Origin of the sequence: Rhodoferax sp. GW822-FHT02A01 (genome assembly GCF_038784515.1) — a bacterium.
GTDB lineage: Bacteria > Pseudomonadota > Gammaproteobacteria > Burkholderiales > Burkholderiaceae_C > Allorhodoferax.
The window spans coordinates 153,649-170,746 of the sequence record NZ_CP152376.1 but is presented as its reverse complement, the minus strand read 5'-3'; the positions used below and the strand labels follow the sequence as shown (position 1 = coordinate 170,746).

General features: G+C 59.0%; 13 protein-coding genes. 10 read left to right on the top strand and 3 right to left on the bottom strand.

Translation table 11 applies throughout. The features are described 5' to 3' along the window. Nucleotides 1-19: 19 nt before the first annotated feature. The 8 genes from AAGF34_RS00765 to AAGF34_RS00730 all read left to right on the top strand — a co-directional run bounded on the left by AAGF34_RS00765 (nucleotide 20) and on the right by AAGF34_RS00730 (nucleotide 10,156). Nucleotides 20-631 carry a hypothetical protein gene (locus AAGF34_RS00765; protein WP_342618732.1) on the top strand — a complete coding sequence of 204 codons (612 nt, stop codon included), beginning with the start codon at nucleotides 20-22 and terminating at the stop codon, nucleotides 629-631. A 63-nt stretch (nucleotides 632-694) separates the two neighbouring features. Further along, on the top strand, nucleotides 695-943 hold the full coding sequence (locus AAGF34_RS00760; RefSeq protein WP_342618731.1) for an HPr-rel-A system PqqD family peptide chaperone: 249 nt from the start codon (nucleotides 695-697) through the stop codon (nucleotides 941-943). Further along, a complete protein-coding gene (locus tag AAGF34_RS00755) occupies nucleotides 940-1,857 on the top strand; it encodes an HprK-related kinase A (RefSeq protein ID WP_342618730.1) in 918 nt (305 codons plus the stop codon). Before AAGF34_RS00760 ends, AAGF34_RS00755 begins: the two co-directional genes overlap by 4 nt. Next, complete coding sequence (locus tag AAGF34_RS00750; RefSeq protein ID WP_342618729.1) at nucleotides 1,854-2,933, top strand: nucleotidyltransferase family protein; 1,080 nt, start codon at nucleotides 1,854-1,856, stop codon at nucleotides 2,931-2,933. The genes AAGF34_RS00755 and AAGF34_RS00750 overlap by 4 nt, the downstream gene beginning before the upstream one ends. Beyond that, entirely contained in the window at nucleotides 2,930-3,739 is an 810-nt protein-coding gene (locus AAGF34_RS00745; protein ID WP_342618728.1) for a serine protease, read from the top strand. The genes AAGF34_RS00750 and AAGF34_RS00745 overlap by 4 nt, the downstream gene beginning before the upstream one ends. A 117-nt stretch (nucleotides 3,740-3,856) precedes the next feature. Next, entirely contained in the window at nucleotides 3,857-5,659 is a 1,803-nt protein-coding gene (locus AAGF34_RS00740) for a cyclic nucleotide-binding and patatin-like phospholipase domain-containing protein (protein WP_342618727.1), read from the top strand. Next, complete coding sequence (locus AAGF34_RS00735; protein ID WP_342618726.1) at nucleotides 5,647-9,471, top strand: amino acid adenylation domain-containing protein; 3,825 nt, start codon at nucleotides 5,647-5,649, stop codon at nucleotides 9,469-9,471. The genes AAGF34_RS00740 and AAGF34_RS00735 overlap by 13 nt, the downstream gene beginning before the upstream one ends. A gap of 4 nt (nucleotides 9,472-9,475) precedes the next feature. Then, nucleotides 9,476-10,156 (top strand): VTT domain-containing protein, encoded by a 681-nt coding sequence (locus AAGF34_RS00730; protein ID WP_342618725.1) that lies wholly within the window; start codon nucleotides 9,476-9,478, stop codon nucleotides 10,154-10,156. A gap of 4 nt (nucleotides 10,157-10,160) precedes the next feature. Here AAGF34_RS00730 and AAGF34_RS00725 read toward each other — a convergent pair whose 3' ends face one another. Then, the gene (locus AAGF34_RS00725) at nucleotides 10,161-13,220 is read right to left on the bottom strand and encodes an efflux RND transporter permease subunit (RefSeq protein ID WP_342618724.1); all 3,060 of its coding nucleotides are present in this window, start codon (nucleotides 13,218-13,220) and stop codon (nucleotides 10,161-10,163) included. Beyond that, nucleotides 13,217-14,266, bottom strand: a complete 1,050-nt coding sequence (locus AAGF34_RS00720; RefSeq protein WP_342618723.1) for an efflux RND transporter periplasmic adaptor subunit — start codon at nucleotides 14,264-14,266, stop codon at nucleotides 13,217-13,219. Before AAGF34_RS00720 ends, AAGF34_RS00725 begins: the two co-directional genes overlap by 4 nt. A 201-nt stretch (nucleotides 14,267-14,467) precedes the next feature. Here AAGF34_RS00720 and galE point away from each other — a divergent pair, with 201 nt between their 5' ends. Continuing rightward, the gene (gene galE / locus AAGF34_RS00715; protein ID WP_342618722.1) at nucleotides 14,468-15,499 is read left to right on the top strand and encodes a UDP-glucose 4-epimerase GalE; all 1,032 of its coding nucleotides are present in this window, start codon (nucleotides 14,468-14,470) and stop codon (nucleotides 15,497-15,499) included. A gap of 100 nt (nucleotides 15,500-15,599) precedes the next feature. Then, complete coding sequence (locus AAGF34_RS00710; RefSeq protein ID WP_342621194.1) at nucleotides 15,600-16,691, top strand: NDP-sugar synthase; 1,092 nt, start codon at nucleotides 15,600-15,602, stop codon at nucleotides 16,689-16,691. 80 nt (nucleotides 16,692-16,771) lie between these two features. Here the strand turns inward: AAGF34_RS00710 and AAGF34_RS00705 are convergent, their stop codons facing one another. Then, a complete protein-coding gene (locus AAGF34_RS00705; protein ID WP_342618721.1) occupies nucleotides 16,772-17,083 on the bottom strand; it encodes a hypothetical protein in 312 nt (103 codons plus the stop codon). Between the last annotated feature and the right edge of the window lie 15 nt (nucleotides 17,084-17,098).

Sequence of the window (17,098 nt, the reverse complement as noted above, 5' to 3'; positions counted from 1 at the left end):
TACTTAACGGGAAGTTTCTATGTCCGAAGAACTCAATACATCACCGTCCAAGCCGTCGCTCGACACCGGGGCCATGGCAGTTGATGCGCTGGCCCGCAGGCGCGTGTTGTTGAGTGGTCTGGGCAAGGGTTCCGTGGTGCTGGCGGCGGCTTCGGTTCCCATGCATACCCTGGCAAGCACTTCCACCCGTTGCAAGACCGATGGTCACACCGGGCAGGTGGTGTGGGCCACCGTGTCGGGATGCCACTCTGCAGTGGGTTCGCGCATTCCTGCAGATACGCCTGTCAGCCAAGGCTATCACTGCTCGCATTACACCCAGAAGTCCTGCTGGCCAGGTTACAACCGCGATCCGCGCAAGGACACTTCTTGCGTGAACAAAAAGTTCAATGATATTTTCCCTGGAACCTCAGACAACAGAACCTGTTATGACATCGTGAAAAACGACAGCTCCAGCAGTAGTTGCCGCTGGGTGACTGCGTTTTTGAATGCGCAGACCTGTGTCTCGAAGAACTACCCTTACAATTCCAGTGAAATCGTGACCCACTACCGGCAGGCCGGCTCCAACGGCTATCCCAGCCGTCAGGATTGCGAGAGCTTCTTCGGTACCCACATGGAGTCTTGCTACTCCTGATCGTTGCCTCAGGTACCTGTGGCAAATTTGACTGGAGCGTTCAGGCTGAATCCGGTTGCCCAATTGCATTGGGTCAGCTGGGACGATGAGTACGTAGTTTTTGAAGAGAGTTCGGGGCAGACACATCAGCTGGATGCCTTCCGGGCCTTTGTCCTGAACTCGGCACTTGAAGGGGAAATCCAGGTCAGCGACCTGTTGGCGGACATGGTGAGTGCCATGACCGTTCAAAGCCCGGAAGCGGCGACCCAACTGCTCCACAGCGTCATCGAAGAATTTGAAACAGTCGGCTTGTTGGAAAGAACATCTGTGTGAACCTGGGTAGCCTGTCGTATGCAGAGATTCGCAAGAAACTCAAAGACCCTGGGCTTGCCATTCACGTAGGACCTTTCACCTTTCGTATCGTTTCCAATATAGAGTCGATCGCGGACGGCTTGATCACGCTGTATCCGGACTACCCGGAGGCTGCTGAAGATCAGTTCGTGGACTACACGGTGCACATCGCCGGCGGCGGTGGATTGCGGCGCTGGATGCATCCGCAGGCAATTTTCCGGTTTGACGGGATTGAGCCGTTTACCCCACTTCCAGAAAACCATGCCTTTCCTCTGCTGGAATGGGCCATGAACTGGTGCGTGTCCACACAGGCGCATCAGTATCTGATACTGCACTCGTCAGTGATTGAACGCGAAGGCTGCGCGGTGATCATGCCTGCACCTCCCGGTTCGGGGAAGAGCACGCTGTGCGCCGCCTTGATCAACAGGGGCTGGCGTCTGCTGTCCGATGAGCTTGCATTGATTTCACTGACCGACGCCAGCATCACCCCGGTGGGGCGACCAATCAGCCTCAAGAACCAGTCCATCGACTTGATTCGGCAGTATGTGCCCGGCGCTGTGTTCAACAGCATCACGCCCGACACCACCAAAGGCAGTGTCACCCATCTGAAAGTGCCGACGGAGCAACTGTTGCGCATCCACGAAAAGGCGCGACCACGGTGGGTGATATTCCCGAAGTACGTGGGCGGATCCGCTCCCGAGCTCCAGCGCCGATCCAAGGCCAGCAGCATGCTGGAGCTGGGGCGCAATTCATTCAATTACATGGTCCTGGGACGCACCGGATTTGAAACGCTCTCGGCGGTAGTGGATGCCAGTGATTGCTACGATTTCAGATACAGCCAGCTGGACGATGCGCTGGCGGTATTCAACCAACTGGTGGAGGGGAGAAACGCGTGACCCCTTCCATGCTGGAGTCGTTCTGGGCTCACCCGGACAAGCAACCACAGTGGACCGGCGCTGAATGGGAAACTGTGCTGGGGCAGGCGCGTCAATCCCGACTGCTGGGTCGATTGGCGGCCCATTTTGTCGACAGAGGCTGGATGCCGCAGGTGCGCGTGGGACCTTTTTTGCATCTGGAAAGCGGCCTGCGGCTCACGGAACGCCAGCAGCACGAAGTCCGCTGGGAAGTCAATCGCATTGCACATGCGCTGCGCGACAAGAACGTCGCCGTGGTGCTTTTGAAAGGCGCCGCTTACCTGATGGCGGAGTTGCCCGCAGCGCGAGGGCGCCTGTTCTCCGATATCGATCTGCTGGTGCCGCGCGACAAGGTGGACATGGTCGAGAGTTCCATGTTTGCCGCGGGTTGGATTTCGGATGAGCGCGATGCTTACAACCAGCGCTACTACCGGCAGTGGATGCACGAGATCCCACCACTGCGGCATGTGCAGCGCAACACATACATCGATATCCACCATACGATCACTCCGCCGGTTTCGCGATTCAACGTCGATGGGGCGCATTTGCTGCAGCGTATAGGGCCCATACCCGGCTACCAGAATATTTATGTGCTGGCCCCCGAGGACATGGTGCTGCACAGCGCAGTGCATCTGTTCACCGAAGGCGAGTTCTACGCCGGGTTGCGCGACTTGCTGGATCTGAATGATCTGGTGAAGCACTTTGCGCAGAGAGCCACCTTCTGGAATGTATTGCTGGATCGCGCCATTCAGCTGGGTCTGCAGATACCTCTTTTTCATGCCCTGCACCATCTGGAACGGCTATTTGGAACGGTGCCTCCTGCGGCATTGGTCCCCAGAGTTCAGAAGATGGGGCCCTCTGGTGGGGCGAAGGTGTTCATGGAATGGACTCTGGGTCTGGCACTGAGGCCTGCCCACCCCAGCAGTGACATGCGCCTGACCGGCCTGGCGCGGTGGCTGCTCTATGTACGTTCCCATGCGTTGCGCATGCCACTGCAGCTGGTAGTTCCCCATCTGGTTCGTAAGGCCTGGAAGCGGCGGTTCACGGAAGAAACATGAAACACCCGATACGTTGGAACCCCTTGCTCCTGGCAACCAGGTGTTTCCTTCTTGTCGCTTTGTTTCTGGGGATTGCCCATGCGGATACGGTTGAGACCATTTCCAAAGTCAAACCCTCTGTCGTCATCGTCGGAACGTATTCCCCTATCAAGACGCCACGATTCGTTCTGCGCGGCACGGGCTTTGTCGCGGGCAAGGGAAACTGGGCCATAACGAATGCGCACGTCATTCCGGAAGGCACCGATCTGGAGCCCGATTCCAAATTGGTGGTCCAGGTGAGAACCAATCCCAAAGGGCTGACCGGCCAGGACGATCTCAGCATGCGGCTGGCGACTGTCGTGGACGTGGACAAGTTGCATGACCTCGCGCTGCTGCAATTTGACGGCGCACCGGCTCCGGCCTTGGCATTGAGAAACTCGGATACGGTTCGAGAAGGGCAGTCGGTGGCATTCATGGGTTTCCCCATCGGAGGCGTTCTGGGCTTTTCTGCGGTGACGCACCGTGGCATCGTGTCGTCCATCACGCCAATCGCACTTCCTTCGGGCAATGCCCAGCAACTGAACGCGCGCACGATAGCCAGTCTGCGCAGCGGCACCTTCAATATCTTTCAGCTGGACGCAACGGCCTACCCGGGCAACAGCGGCGGCCCGCTCTTTGATTCCGAATCAGGCGAGGTGGTGGGCGTAATCAACATGGTATTTGTCAAGGCAACCAAGGAATCGCTGCTGAGTCAACCATCAGGCATCAGTTATGCCATTCCATCCAACTTTGTGACGCAAATACTGCAAAAGCAAGGTTCGAATTGATTAGACTTGAACACGGTCAGGGCGGAGGTAGGCGCATATAACGCATAAGAACCATTTGATGTCTGGGTGGACGGGAAGACAATCAGGCAAATTCAAAATAAACGTAGGGCAGTGGAAATGAAAATCGACGAAACGCTTCGTGCTCGGGTGGTCGACGTCCTGAGAGCCAGCAATGTCTTTGGATCACTCGATGATTTCGTCATAGCAGATCTTGCCAACGATCTGAAGATTCAAACAGCACGCGGCGGTGAAACCGTCTTGCGCGAAGGCGACCCTTCGAACAGCATGATGTTTGTCATTGCGGGAGGACTGAGAGTTTCCCGCAAGGACAGTACCGGCAAGTTGCTGCTGTTCAATGAAGTCCGACCGGGCGAGAGCGTAGGTGAGGCCGGCCTGATTCTTCAACAGCCACGCTCGGCCGACGTGGTGGCTGTGCGGGATTCGACCCTTGCGGTACTGCACAAGGACGAATACGAGGCACTGCTAGCCAAGCACCCGTTGGCGCTCAATCGCGTATTTGTTCAGGCTATCTACAACTACCTGCGTCACAACAACCTGACCAAGAAGCGGCACGCCGAATCCATTGTGGTCGTGCCTCTGCACAACGACGCGGACGCTCTGGAGGTCTCCACGGGGCTTGCGCAGGCCTTTGCAAAGATGGGGTCCACACACCGCTATACCTTGGCGGACAACAGCAAGTTTGCCCAGATTGCGGGCAATCAGGATGTAGAAGAAATCAGGCGCCAGGAATCACTGGAGTCTGATGTCGGGTTTCTGGTCTATGAAGCCGGTATGGACGCAACCGCCTGGACCCAGCGCGCCTTCAGACAGGCGGACCAGATTGTCTTTGTGGGAACGGCGGGCGCATCGCAGGACATCTCCGCACTGGAGAGCCAGCTCATGAAAGAGCCTGGCTACGCCATGAAGCGCAGGCACCTGGTGGTCCTGCATTCGCCCGGCTCCTTGTACCCGTCCGAACGGGGGCATTGGCATCGCGGCCGGGACGTTGAACGCTACTACCCTACACGTCGCGGCCACTCCGGCGATTACGACCGCCTGGCGCGCTTCGTCACCGGGAGCGCAGTGGGCATTGTCCTTGGCGGCGGTGGCGCACGGGGCTTTGCCCACTTGGGCGTGCTGAAGGCGTTGCATGAGTCGGGCGTGCCCATCGACCTGATTGGCGGCAACAGCATGGGCGCCTTGATCGGGGCGCAGTACGCCTGCGATATCCCTCTGGACGAGATCCGCGAACGTACGCAGAAGTTTGCTGCGGGCGGAGAGTTTCCCACCCTGCCGCTGATTTCACTGGTGTCCGGTAACCGGGTCCGACGGGATCTGATCCGCATGTTTGGCGACTTGCAGGTGGATGGCCTGTGGCGTCCGTATTTTTCTGCAGCCTGCAATCTCACCAAGGGCTGCACCACCGTTCAGGACAGCGGGCCACTGTGGCGGGCGGTTCTGGCGAGCAATTCGCCAGCCGGATTGTTCCCTCCGGTACTGGTCAATGGAGAGTTGTTGGTGGACGGGGCCATTCTGGAAAACGTACCCGTAGCCGCCATGCGTATGCGCCTGGGGACCGCACAGGAGCGGCGGCGCGGAAACGGGACCATCATTGCAGTGGATGTCGATGTGCAGGATGAATTGAGCGCGCCTCCCGACTTGCTCAAGTTGTCCGTATGGAAGACGGTAAAAAATTCGCTTCTTCCCAATTCATCCAAGACGCCGACCATCGCCCAAATCATGTACCGCGCCGGACATATCGGTGGTCTCAACCAGCGCGGTCAGACGATTGCACAGGCAGATATCTATCTGGAACCACCGGTCAGCAGCTATTCCATGATGGGATACCGCAGTGCTGCTGAAATAGCTGAAGTCGGCTATCGACACACAATGGAGCGCGTGAGCAAGTGGAAGAGGTAACCGCTAACAATTTGGGCAGCAACGTGTTGCCGCTCTCCCTGAGCCAGCGCGAAGTGTGGCTGGACCAAAGGGCTTGGCCTGGCAGCACGCACCTCATCATCGGTGGGGTGGCATATCTTGAAGGCCATCTTCAGGTGGAGACGCTTGCCGCAGCGCTGAAAATTCTCGTGGCAGAAAGTGACGCAATGCGCCTCGTACCCAATGAGGATGGTACGCAAGTGTTGCTGCAGGACATGGACATTCCACTGGACATCACCACGGCTGCGGTTGGTCAGGATATCCATGAGGCTGCGCAGTCCTGGTGGAAGCAGCATCTGCAGAGCACCTTCTCCTGGAGTGGCCGTCCTCCTTGGCAATTCGGGCTGATCCAGGGGGAAGCAAATCGCAACGCGCTGGTCATGCAATACCACCATCTGATGATCGACGGGTGGGGAACTGCCCGATTGATCCAGCGCTGGAGTGAAATCTACAACCTGCTGCATCAGGGCAAGGCTGTCGAACCGGATGCCTCTGCGAGCTACAGCAGCTTTGTGGATGACTCCAACAAATACATGAAGTCCGCCACATTTGAAAGCGACGGGACCTACTGGCTGGAACAGATGCCAACACTGCCGCCGGTTCTCATCGACCGGCGGCATTCAAACGAAAGCGACTCCGCCGCATTGGCCGACGCATGGTTGAGCGATATTTCGCTCCCGTTGGCAGACTACGAAAAACTCCGCTCCTCCGCAGCGGAGAGTGGCAGCACCGTATTCAACTACTTCCTGGCCGCGATGGCGGTGTACTTCGCACGCATTACCAACCGCCAATCGGTTGCTATCGGAGTGCCCAATCTGAATCGCGCCGGAAAGAAGTTCCGCAATACGCTGGGCATGTTTGTGGGCGTGTTCCCAGTGAATGTCACGTTGACGCCCGGCATGACGGTGAAGGAACTGCTGGCCTCCATCGGCTCCACCATGCGCGGGGCGCTGCGGCATTCGCGCTATCCGCTGAGCGAGATGGGGCGAGCGCTGGAGGTCATGCGACTGGGACGGGACGGAATATTCGATGTGCTGCTGTCCTTTGAGAGGCAGGATTACGACGTGGCCTTTGGTGACGCCGTCATGGCTGAATCGCGCCAATTGTTCAATGGGAAAGCGCGCTATCCGCTGGGCGTGACGATCTGCGAATTTCAGACCACCCAGCATCCCGAGATGGTGCTGGAGGGAAGTTCCGCCTGTTTCTCCGAGCAGGAAGTGGCACAGATTGGCCAGCGTATCTGGAGCCTGGTGTTGCGCATGAGTGCGACGCCCGACGCGCCCCTCGACTCACTTCCACTGTTGTCCGATTCGCAGCATCTGCAGGTGCGCGCGCTGCACCCCAGCACGCAGTGGAACGAGGGCTCCACACCCTACGTTACGCAGTTTGCGGCGCAGGCCCATGCCAACCCCAGCGCCGTTGCGCTGGTATGGGACGGCGGCACCATGAGTTACGCGGAGTTGGATCAGCGGTCCAATCTGCTGGCGCGACGCCTGCGCGCTCTTGGCGCCACGACGGATGCGGTGGTGGCATTGGCCTTGCCCAGGTCGGCAGAACTGGTGGTTGCGGTGCTGGCTGTGTCCAAGGCAGGTGCCGCATTTTTGCCTCTGGACCCCGACGCACCGACAGCGCGGCTGGCAGACATCGTGCAGGAAAGCGGTGCCCTGGCCCTGGTCATCCAGGCTCAGGGGCCGGAGCGACTGGCCTCCTTGCATGCCAAGACGCTGGTTGTTTCACTAAGCGATCCGTTGGACGAAGATGCCGTGGTGCCACTGGCGGTGGAAGTGACTCCCGAATCGCTGGCCTATGTGCTGTTCACCTCGGGCTCCACAGGGCGACCCAAGGGCGTGATGATGTCCCATTCGGCTTTGGCGCATCGGCTCAAATGGCTGACCAAGGCCTACCAAGTCACCCCCAGGGACCGGTCCGCACTCAGTACCCAGATCACCTTCGATCCGTCGTTGATCGAGTTGTGTCTGCCCTTGATCAACGGGGCCAGCGTGGCATTGCCGCCGCCCGGCCGGTTGCTGCCGGAGACGCTTGCCGAATTTGCCATCCGCCACGGTGCCACGTTCATCGCGTTTGTGCCCTCCACCCTGACCCGGTTTCTGGACAAGGCGGGCGGCCATCCCAACCTGAAACTGCGGGTGGCATGTTGCGGTGGCGAAGTGCTTCCTGCCGAGCTGGTCAACCGCTATCTGTCCTCCACCAAAGCCAGGCTGTTCAATGTGTATGGGCCAACCGAGGCTTGCATTTTTGCCACGGCCTGGGAGTGCGTGAGCGGGCCCGCATCCAACGTGCTGCCCATTGGCTATCCGGTGGACGATACGTCCATCTATGTGCTGGATTCCAAGCTGCACCAACTCCCGCTGGGAATGCATGGGCAAATATTCATTGGCGGTGCGGCCGTTGCGCGCGGCTACCTGAACCGCCCCGACCTGGATGCACAGGCCTTCTACCCCGACCCCTTCAGGCCGGGTGGACGTATGTACCGCACCGGTGACACGGGCTGGTTCGGCGAAGATGGCAATCTGCATTTTGTCGGGCGGCTGGATCGACAAATCAAGTTGCGCGGCTACCGCATTGAGCTCGGCGAGATTGAAGCCGGGCTGCTTCGTGTGGATGGTGTGACTGAGGCGGCGGTGAAGGTGGTGCAAAGAGGCGACAAGCCTGTGCTGCATGCGTGGGTCTCCACGTCGACCAAGCTGGGGTCCGATGAATTGCAGCAAGCTCTGCGTTTGCGTGTGCCCGACTACATGATTCCAGCAGGCATCACCATACTGCCGGAGCTGCCCATGGGGGACACCGGCAAGATTGACTATGCAGCATTGCCCGAACCCTCGGATCTTTTTGTTCCGCAGGCTGCGCGTCCGCCCAAGAACGAAATGGAGCAGAAGCTGCTCGCCATGTGGGAGGACGTTCTGGATGTCCGCCCCTTGAGCGTGTACGACAACTTCTTTGAAGTGGGAGGGGACTCGCTGGACGCCGTCACCATCCTGGCCGGTCTCGAAAAAATGGTGGGCCATTCCGTGCCCTTGTTCCTGCTGACCGAGAACCCAACCGTTGAGGCACTGGCGCAAATGCTGCGCAAGCCCATTGAGGCTCCCAGTTCCATCGTGAGTTTCAATGCGAACTCCAACAAGGCGCCGTTCTACATAGCCGCTTCCGGTCATGGCGACTTGATTCGTTTTCAGGCGCTGGCGCAGGAGTTGCAGGATATCTACGACGTCAGAATGCTGCAGCCCCCGTTGGGCCAGCCTATCTCCGGTGTTTCGCAGCTGGCGGAGCTGTATGCGGACATTGTCGAATCGCAGGATGCGCTGCCAGGATTCATCTCCGGCTTCTCTGTCGGTGGTATCACCGCTCTGGAGACCGCATGTGTGCTGCAGAAGCGTGGGTATCCCTTGCGCGGTCTGATCCTGTTGGACACCTTGTATCCACGCGCGATCTGGGGCGGTACCATTTTCTGGCACCTGTTTGTCTGGCTGGTGAGGAACTTCCGCCTGGGTGACCTGATGATGAACGGCCGAAAGATCAGCGCGATGATCAACGACGCCGCCTTGGTGGGCCAGGTACTGGCCATGGCGGGATACCGTGCGCATCGATTCGAAGGACGTACGCTGCTGGTGAAGACGTCCGGACTTTCACGCTGGGACTGGTTGTTCTTTGCGCCCTGGCGAACATTGCAAAAGGGCAGGCTGACCGAGAGTTTGATTCAGGGACTGCATGGCTCCATCTTCGAAGCCGACCAGATAGCCGGACTGGCCAGGGTCCTTCGGGGCGCAGATCAATAAGCCTATGTCTGCCCGGCATATACGCCACAAGCTGGTGTTGGCGGTGGCTGTGGTTCTGCTTGTGGTGGTTTGCGCGCTTGCGTGGTCGTTTTCACCCTTGCGTGAAGCGCTGGATGTTCCTCGTGTCGTGACGTCGCTACGGCAGATCGCGCAACATTTCGGACTGGTGGCGGCGGTGCTGGCCTTTGCCCTGGCGCTGATCGTTGCCGTTCCATTGACCTTTCTGACCGTGGTTTTCATTGTGGCACTGGGATCGCTGAATGGGTTCCTGTGCGTGATGCTGGGCGCGCAGCTTGGCGCCTTGTGCAGTTACGGCCTGGGCGCTGCGCTGGGCAGGGACATCCTGCGAAAGCTGGGTGGCGAGCGCGCCAATCGACTGAGTCAAAAGCTGGGTGAGCGCGGCTTGTTGGCCATCATTGCCGTGCGCATGGTTCCGGTGGCGCCTTTTGCCGTCATCAACATGGTTGCCGGGGCATCCCATATCCGCCTGGCAGACCTCTTGTTGGGCACTTTTCTCGGAATGGCTCCTGGCACCCTGGCAATTGCGCTGTTCATAGAGAAGGTGCTGGATGCCATTCAGAACCCCGGCCGTACCAGCTGGCTGGTGGTGGTTGTCTTGTTGCTTGCCATCGGTGCGGGCGTATGGGCCATACGCGCATGGTGGCGGCGCGCCTTGCGCCACTGAACTGTCAGGCCTTCACTTCCCGTTTGAACCATATGGCGTAGAGTGCCGGGACAAACAGCAGCGTGATGACCGTCCCCACGGCCACACCGCCTATCAGCACATAGGCCAATGCGCCCCACAAGCTGTCGTGCGTCAATGGAATGAAGGCGAATACCGCAGCAAAAGCGGTCAGGATCACCGGTCTGGCGCGCTGCACAGCCGCTTCCACAACGCCTTCGAAGGGCGCCGTGCCGGCTGCGTCATTGTCGGAAATCTGCTGGGTCAGAATCAGCGTGTTGCGCATGAGAATGCCGGCCAGCCCTATAAGGCCCAGCAGCGCCACGAAGCCAAAGGGTTGGCGAAACAGCAGCAGAGCCAATACCGCACCCATCAGTCCGAGAGGGGCCGTTGCCACGACCACGAAGGTGCCCTTAAAGGAGCGCATCTGAATCATGATGAAGATCATCATGAACGCCGCCATGGCCGGCTGCAGCTTCTGGATGGACAGATCGGCCTTGCCGGACTGCTCCACGGAGCCTGCAACGTCAATCCGGTAGCCCGCGGGCAATTGACTGCGCACATCAGCCAGGGCAAGCCATACCGCATCGGTCACGTCGTTGGGTTCGGCATCCTGGATGTCGGCAAAGACCGCCAGAAATCCCTCACGGTTGTAGCGCTTGATGACGGGGTCCTCATAACGCACCTCGATGCGCCCCAACTGTGCCAGCGGCACCTTGCGGCCATCGTGGGTGATCAGTTCCTCTGCACCCAGGCGCTCGGCTGTCAACCCCGATTCGCTGCGAATGCCGCGCGCCACCAGATCGACGGAGCGCAGGTCCTGCCGCAGCTGTGTCACCGTTGCCCCGTCCAGCAAGAACTGCAACTGCTGCGACACTTCCATGGGCGTCATCCCGAGCAGGCTCAGTCGTTCTGCATCGGTACTCAAGTGCAGCGTGGGTGCCCGCTCGTCCCACTCCAGGTGGGGATCCACCAGGTGCGGGTTCTTGGTCATCACATCGCGGACCTGGTGGGCGATCTTGCGCAGCACCACAGGGTCCGGGCCGACAACCCTCAAGGTCACGGGCCATACGACGGGCGGGCCGTACAGTAGCCGGTAGGGGCGCACCCGTGCCTCGGAATATTCGCCGGCGGCAATGTGCTGCTTTACCAGCGCGATGATTTTGTCGCGCGCTGCAGTGTCCCGGGCAACAGCAATGATCTTTCCGAAAGCCGGATCCGGTGGTTCCGGTGTGGCAGAAATGAAGAAGCGGGGGGCACCGGCGCCCACATAGGAAGACAGGGACTTCACCTCGGGCATGGGCGCCAGCAAGGTTTCGATCTTGCGGATGGTCTTGTCGGTGGCAGCGATTCCACTGCCCTGTGGCTGGTAGACGCTGATCAGAACCTCGGTGCGATCCGAGTTGGGGAAGAACTGTTTGTGCACCAGTACTGCCATGCCAATGACGGACAACACCAGCAGTGCAACCGTCATGGCCACCACGCTTTTGCGCCAGACCACGCACCAGGTGATCAGGCGACGCAGGCGCTGGTAGAGCGGGGAATGGTAAGCACCGTGGTGCGCCTGGGCCTGCGCGTCGGTGAGCGCTGGCAACAGCTTCACCCCGAGGTAGGGAACAAAGGTGACCGCGACAAACCACGAAACCACCAGCGTGATGGCAAGCACCCAGAAAATATTGCCGGCGTATTCGCCTACGGCAGATTTGGCAAAGCCGATCGGAAAGAAGCCTGCAACGGTCACCAGTGTGCCCAGCAGCATGGGGGCGGCGGTAACGGTCCAGGCGTGGGCCGCGGCACGCACGCGATCCCAGCCCTCGGCCATCTTCACCAACATCATCTCGACGGAGATGATGGCGTCGTCCACCAGCAGACCCAGGGCGATGATCAGTGCGCCCAAGGTGATGCGGTCCAGATTGATATCCAACAGCATCATGATCAGAAAGCTGATGCCCAAGGTGAAAGGCACGGCGATGCCGACGATAAGTCCCGCGCGCAACCCCAATGCCAGGACACTGACGCCAATCACCACAATGACCGCCACTAGAAACTTGATCTGGAAGAGGTCCACCGCGTGATCAATCGCTTCGGCCTGGTTGGTCAGCACCTCCAGCGTCATGCCCAGTGGCATGCGGCTGCGTTCTGTTTCGATGAACTTGTCCAGGCGCTTTCCAAGTGCCTGGCCGTTCTCGCCCTTTGCCATGACCGTGCCCAGCAGCATGGCATCCTGGCCCCGCGATCGCACCAGATAGCTGGGCGGGTCTTCATAGCCGCGCCGCACCAGGGCGACGTCCGAGAGCCGGATCAGTTTGGTTCCCACCCGGATCGGCAGAGACTCGATCTGCTTGGGGTCCGATAGGTCGGCATCCAGCCGCAGATAGGCGCGCGGGCCCTGCGTTTCAATCTTGCCGGAAGGCACCAAGCGGTTGCTGGCGTCGATCGCCTCAAACACGGCCTGTGGCGAAAGCCCCAGGTTGACCAGCTTTTCCTGGTTGAACTCGACAAACATGCGCTCGGTACGCTCGCCCAGTATCAGGGCCTTTTGCACACCCTCCACATGCTGCAATCGGTCACGCATGGACTCCATGACATGGGTGAGTTCGCGCATGGGCATGCCAGGTGCGGTCACGGATACCAGTGTGAAGTACACATCGGAGAAATCATCGTTGACGATAGGCCCGATCACGCCAGGGGGCAGGGTGTGGGACTCGTCCTCCATGCGCTTGCGCACCTGATAGAACAGGTCGGGTATGCGCGAGTTGGGTGCATAGTCTTCAAATTCAATCTGCAGGCTGGCCTGTCCGGAACGGATGGTGCTCTCCATGCGATAGAGGTACGGAACTTCCTGCACCCGCTTCTCCAGCCGATCCACCACCTGGGATTGGAGCTCCTGCGGCGTCGCGCCGGGCCAGACTACGGTGACCACCATCGCCCGAACGGTGAACGCGGGGTCTTCAGCACGCCCGAGTGCCAGGAAAGAGAACACTCCGGCAATGCCGGCAATCAGCAGAAAGAACAGGGTGACCGAGCGCTCGCGGACCGCGAGCGCAGACAGATTGGGGAAGCTCACTGAGCCAACTCCCGTACCGGCATGCCGTCCGTCAGGAGATGCGTGCCCATGGCAACCACCTTGGCTCCGGTGGGCAACTCTGCCTGGATGTGTGCAGTCTGCCCATCGATGGCAACCAGCTTGACGGGCAGGGCGCGCACATGCCCCTCCTTGTAGATCCAGACCCTGGGGCCTTGGCCGCGCTCATCCACGGCAGCCAGTGGAACCGCCTTGGTGGGGACGGCGCCAGCACCTTCCGGAAACGACGTTTTCACGACACTGCCGAGCACCAGCGCCTGCGCGTTCTCCATGACCGTGTAGCGGGCGCGCAGGGTGCGACTCAAGGGGTCCACGCTTCCGGCAACTTCCCGCAATTTCAGTGGCAGGACGCCTTGGGCATATTGCAGCTTGCCTTCGGTCGGAGGCGGCACGCCATCGGGGAAGTTCACTTCCACCTCGCGCTCGCCTGCCTGTGCCAGCACTGCGATACTTTGGCCGGCCGATATTACCTGGCCTTGCTCGCCCACGACATCCAACATGACGCCGGCAGCCGGCGCGCGCACCAGGCCGTAGTCCAGGCCATTGCGGCTTTGCGCCTGGCGCGATGCCGCTGCGGCCAGCCGGGTGTGTGCTTCGCGGGCAGCCAGTTGTGCCATATCGGTGGCTTGCGTGCTGATGAAGCCTTGGTCTTTGAGCTGTTTGGTACGGGCCAGGTCCGCATCTGCCGTGGCTTTGGCTGCCTCGGCAGCGGCCACATCGGCTTGCGCCGACTGCAAGGCCAGCTCCAGGTCACGTCTATCCAGCGCAAACAGGACCTGGCCGGCTTTGACTTCTTGTCCTGCGTCAACCATTCGTTTGGCGATCCGGCCATTGACCTGGAACGCTATGGGCGACTCCACCCGGGCTCGAATGGTGCCGGATAATCCAAGATCTTGTTTGGCGCTCTGGGTCGGGGAAATTGTTTTGACAAAAGGCGCGCTCGGTGCCTGGGCAACCGGTTTGGCCTCTTCACCGCATGCAGCCAGGAAAAGACATACCAAAGTCAGGTGCAATGTATGTTTTTGCATGTTGCAGACGCGGGTGAATTTATATAGTCAATAGTGTATTTGGAATGCATTCTTTTCGGGAAGGAAAAATGGGCGTGTTTTATTGGGCAAATCAGGCCAATGCATCGGTAAATACAAAATAATCCACTACGATCAGGTTTCCTGACCCCGGGTCATGGAGCTGCCATATACCCAAGGCCATACTACTGAATGCACACAAATATGAAAATACTGGTTACCGGCGGTGCCGGTTACATTGGCTCTCACACCTGTTTGGAACTGCTGAAGGCCGGGTACAGCGTCACCTCGCTGGATAACTACTGCAACAGCAGTCCCGAGTCTCTGAATCGTGTTGAGAAAATTACCGGCAAATCCATTGCGCGGGTGCAGGCCGATATACGGGATGGCGCTGCAATGGAGCGGGCCTTGCGCGAGAGTGGGGCGCAGGCGGTCATCCACTTTGCCGGCCTCAAGGCGGTGGGGGAATCCGTGCAGCAGCCGCTGCGCTATTACGACAACAATGTTGTGGGGACGCTGCGTCTTCTGGAGGCCATGAATGCCTGCGGAGTGAAGACGCTGGTATTCAGCTCCTCGGCCACGGTCTATGGTGATCCGCAACGCCTGCCCCTGACAGAGGACCATCCGCTCTCGGCGACCAATCCTTATGGACGGACCAAGCTGGTCATTGAAGACATGCTGCGCGATGCGTTCGCAGGGGATTCCAGCTGGAGTTTTGGCATCTTGCGTTACTTCAACCCGGTTGGGGCACACGAGAGTGGTCTGATTGGCGAAGACCCACAGGGCACCCCGAACAATCTCCTGCCTTTTGTGGCCCAGGTTGCCGTGGGGCGCAGGGAGTTCCTGAACGTATGGGGTAACGACTATGCCACGCCCGATGGCACCGGGGTGCGCGACTACATCCATGTGGTGGACTTGGCCATGGGGCATTTGTGTGCCTTGGAGGCACTGAGCAAGCCGGCAGCCGTCCCGGGCGTGGGGCAATGCGTGGCCATCAATCTGGGCACTGGGGTTGGCTACAGCGTTCTGGAAATGGTCAAGGCCTTTGAGGCTGCCAGCGGCAAGCCCGTACCCTATCAAATACAGGCGCGCAGGCCGGGCGATATCGCGGCCTGTTACGCTGAGCCAACCTTGGCCAAGGAGCTGCTGGCTTGGCAGGCCACGCGCGATTTGAAGACCATGTGCGCAGACGCCTGGCGCTGGCAAAAAAACAACCCCACCGGGTACGCAAGCTAGAGGGTAGGGGCATTCTGTAACGTAACCGGTTTACAGTGCCCTGCTGCTATGTGTCTTCGATGGACTAGAAACAAGGGGATTGAGAAAAATGGCTAAAGGAATGATTCTGGCTGCAGGCCAAGGAACGCGTGTACGGCCTCTGACCAAGGACCTGCCCAAACCCATGGTGCCGATTCTTGGCAAGCCTTTGATGGAATACCTGATTGAGCATTTGGCGCGCCACGGCATCAAGCAGATCATGGTCAACGTGGCTTACCACCACCAGAAAATCGAGCGCTATTTTGGCGACGGGCATCGCTGGGGTGTGGAGCTGGGTTATTCCTACGAAGGCGTTTTGGACCACGGAGACATATTGCCCCGTCCCATGGGATCTGCCGGGGGTATGCGCAAGATTCAGGATTTCAGCGGCTTTTTTGACGAAACCACGCTGGTCTTGTGCGGCGATGCATTGATTGACCTGGATATTGGCGCGGCCTTGAGCGAACACAAATTCAAAGGCGCAATGGCCAGTGTGGTAACACTGGACGTGCCGCGGGAAGATGTCAGCAATTACGGCATTGTTGTCTCGGGTGAAGACGGGCAGATCAAATCCTTCCAGGAAAAACCCAGCCCGGCAGAAGCCAAGTCCACCATGGCCAGTACGGGCATTTACATATTTGAGCCCTCCATATTGGATTTGGTGCCTTCCGGCACCGTGTACGACATTGGCTCCCAATTGTTTCCGCAATTGGTGGAACGCCAATTGCCCTTTTATGCACAAAAGCGCTTCTTCAACTGGATAGATATTGGGCGGGTGAGCGATTACTGGTCCGTGCTGCAACGCGTGTTGCGCGGAGGCGTGGCTGAAATGAATATGCCCGGTGTCGAAGTGCGTCCGGGTGTGTGGGTGGGTTTGAACGTCTGTATCCCCTGGGACCAGGTCAATATCCAGGGGCCGGTTTATTTTGGCTCCAGCGTCAAGGTGGAGCCCGGCGCCACCATTATTGGCCCGGCCTGGATTGGTCACGGTTGCCACGTCAAGGCCGGTGCAGTCATCGAGCGCAGTGTTTTGTTTGAATATACGCGCATCCCCAATGGGACGGCCATTCGGGAAATGATTGTTTCACCGGAGTATTGTGTGGATCGTGCCGGTCGCACCATTTACCGGGGTGACGATTCTTCCGAGTTGCGCTGGGGTGACGCACGGGCGTAATTCTCAATCCATTCAATTTAGCGGCAAACCGGGAATTAGTTTGCCCATTATTTAATCGGACTGAGGACGCATCTGCGCCGTCAGGAATCACTCGGTGAGGGTTTGTCGACGGGCATGCGTGCCAGCAGTTTTCTTATTTCGGCCGCGCTTTCGAACGCACCACAAGACATACCCCAATACAGGGAATCTTCCAGGCTGTCGATTTCTTCCCGCTTCTTCTTGTAGTCCTTTTCCAGGGCATCGCAAAGTTGTGCCGCCTCTTCCAGCGCCTCCCTGCGTCCTGCCTCATACGCAGCCAGAACATCCGCCGAATTGAACCCCGAGAGCTGGACCTTGTTACCTTTGACGACAACACTGTGCTTGGTCTTCTGAGGCAGAGTCCATTTGGTCATGTCTTGTGCTCCTCG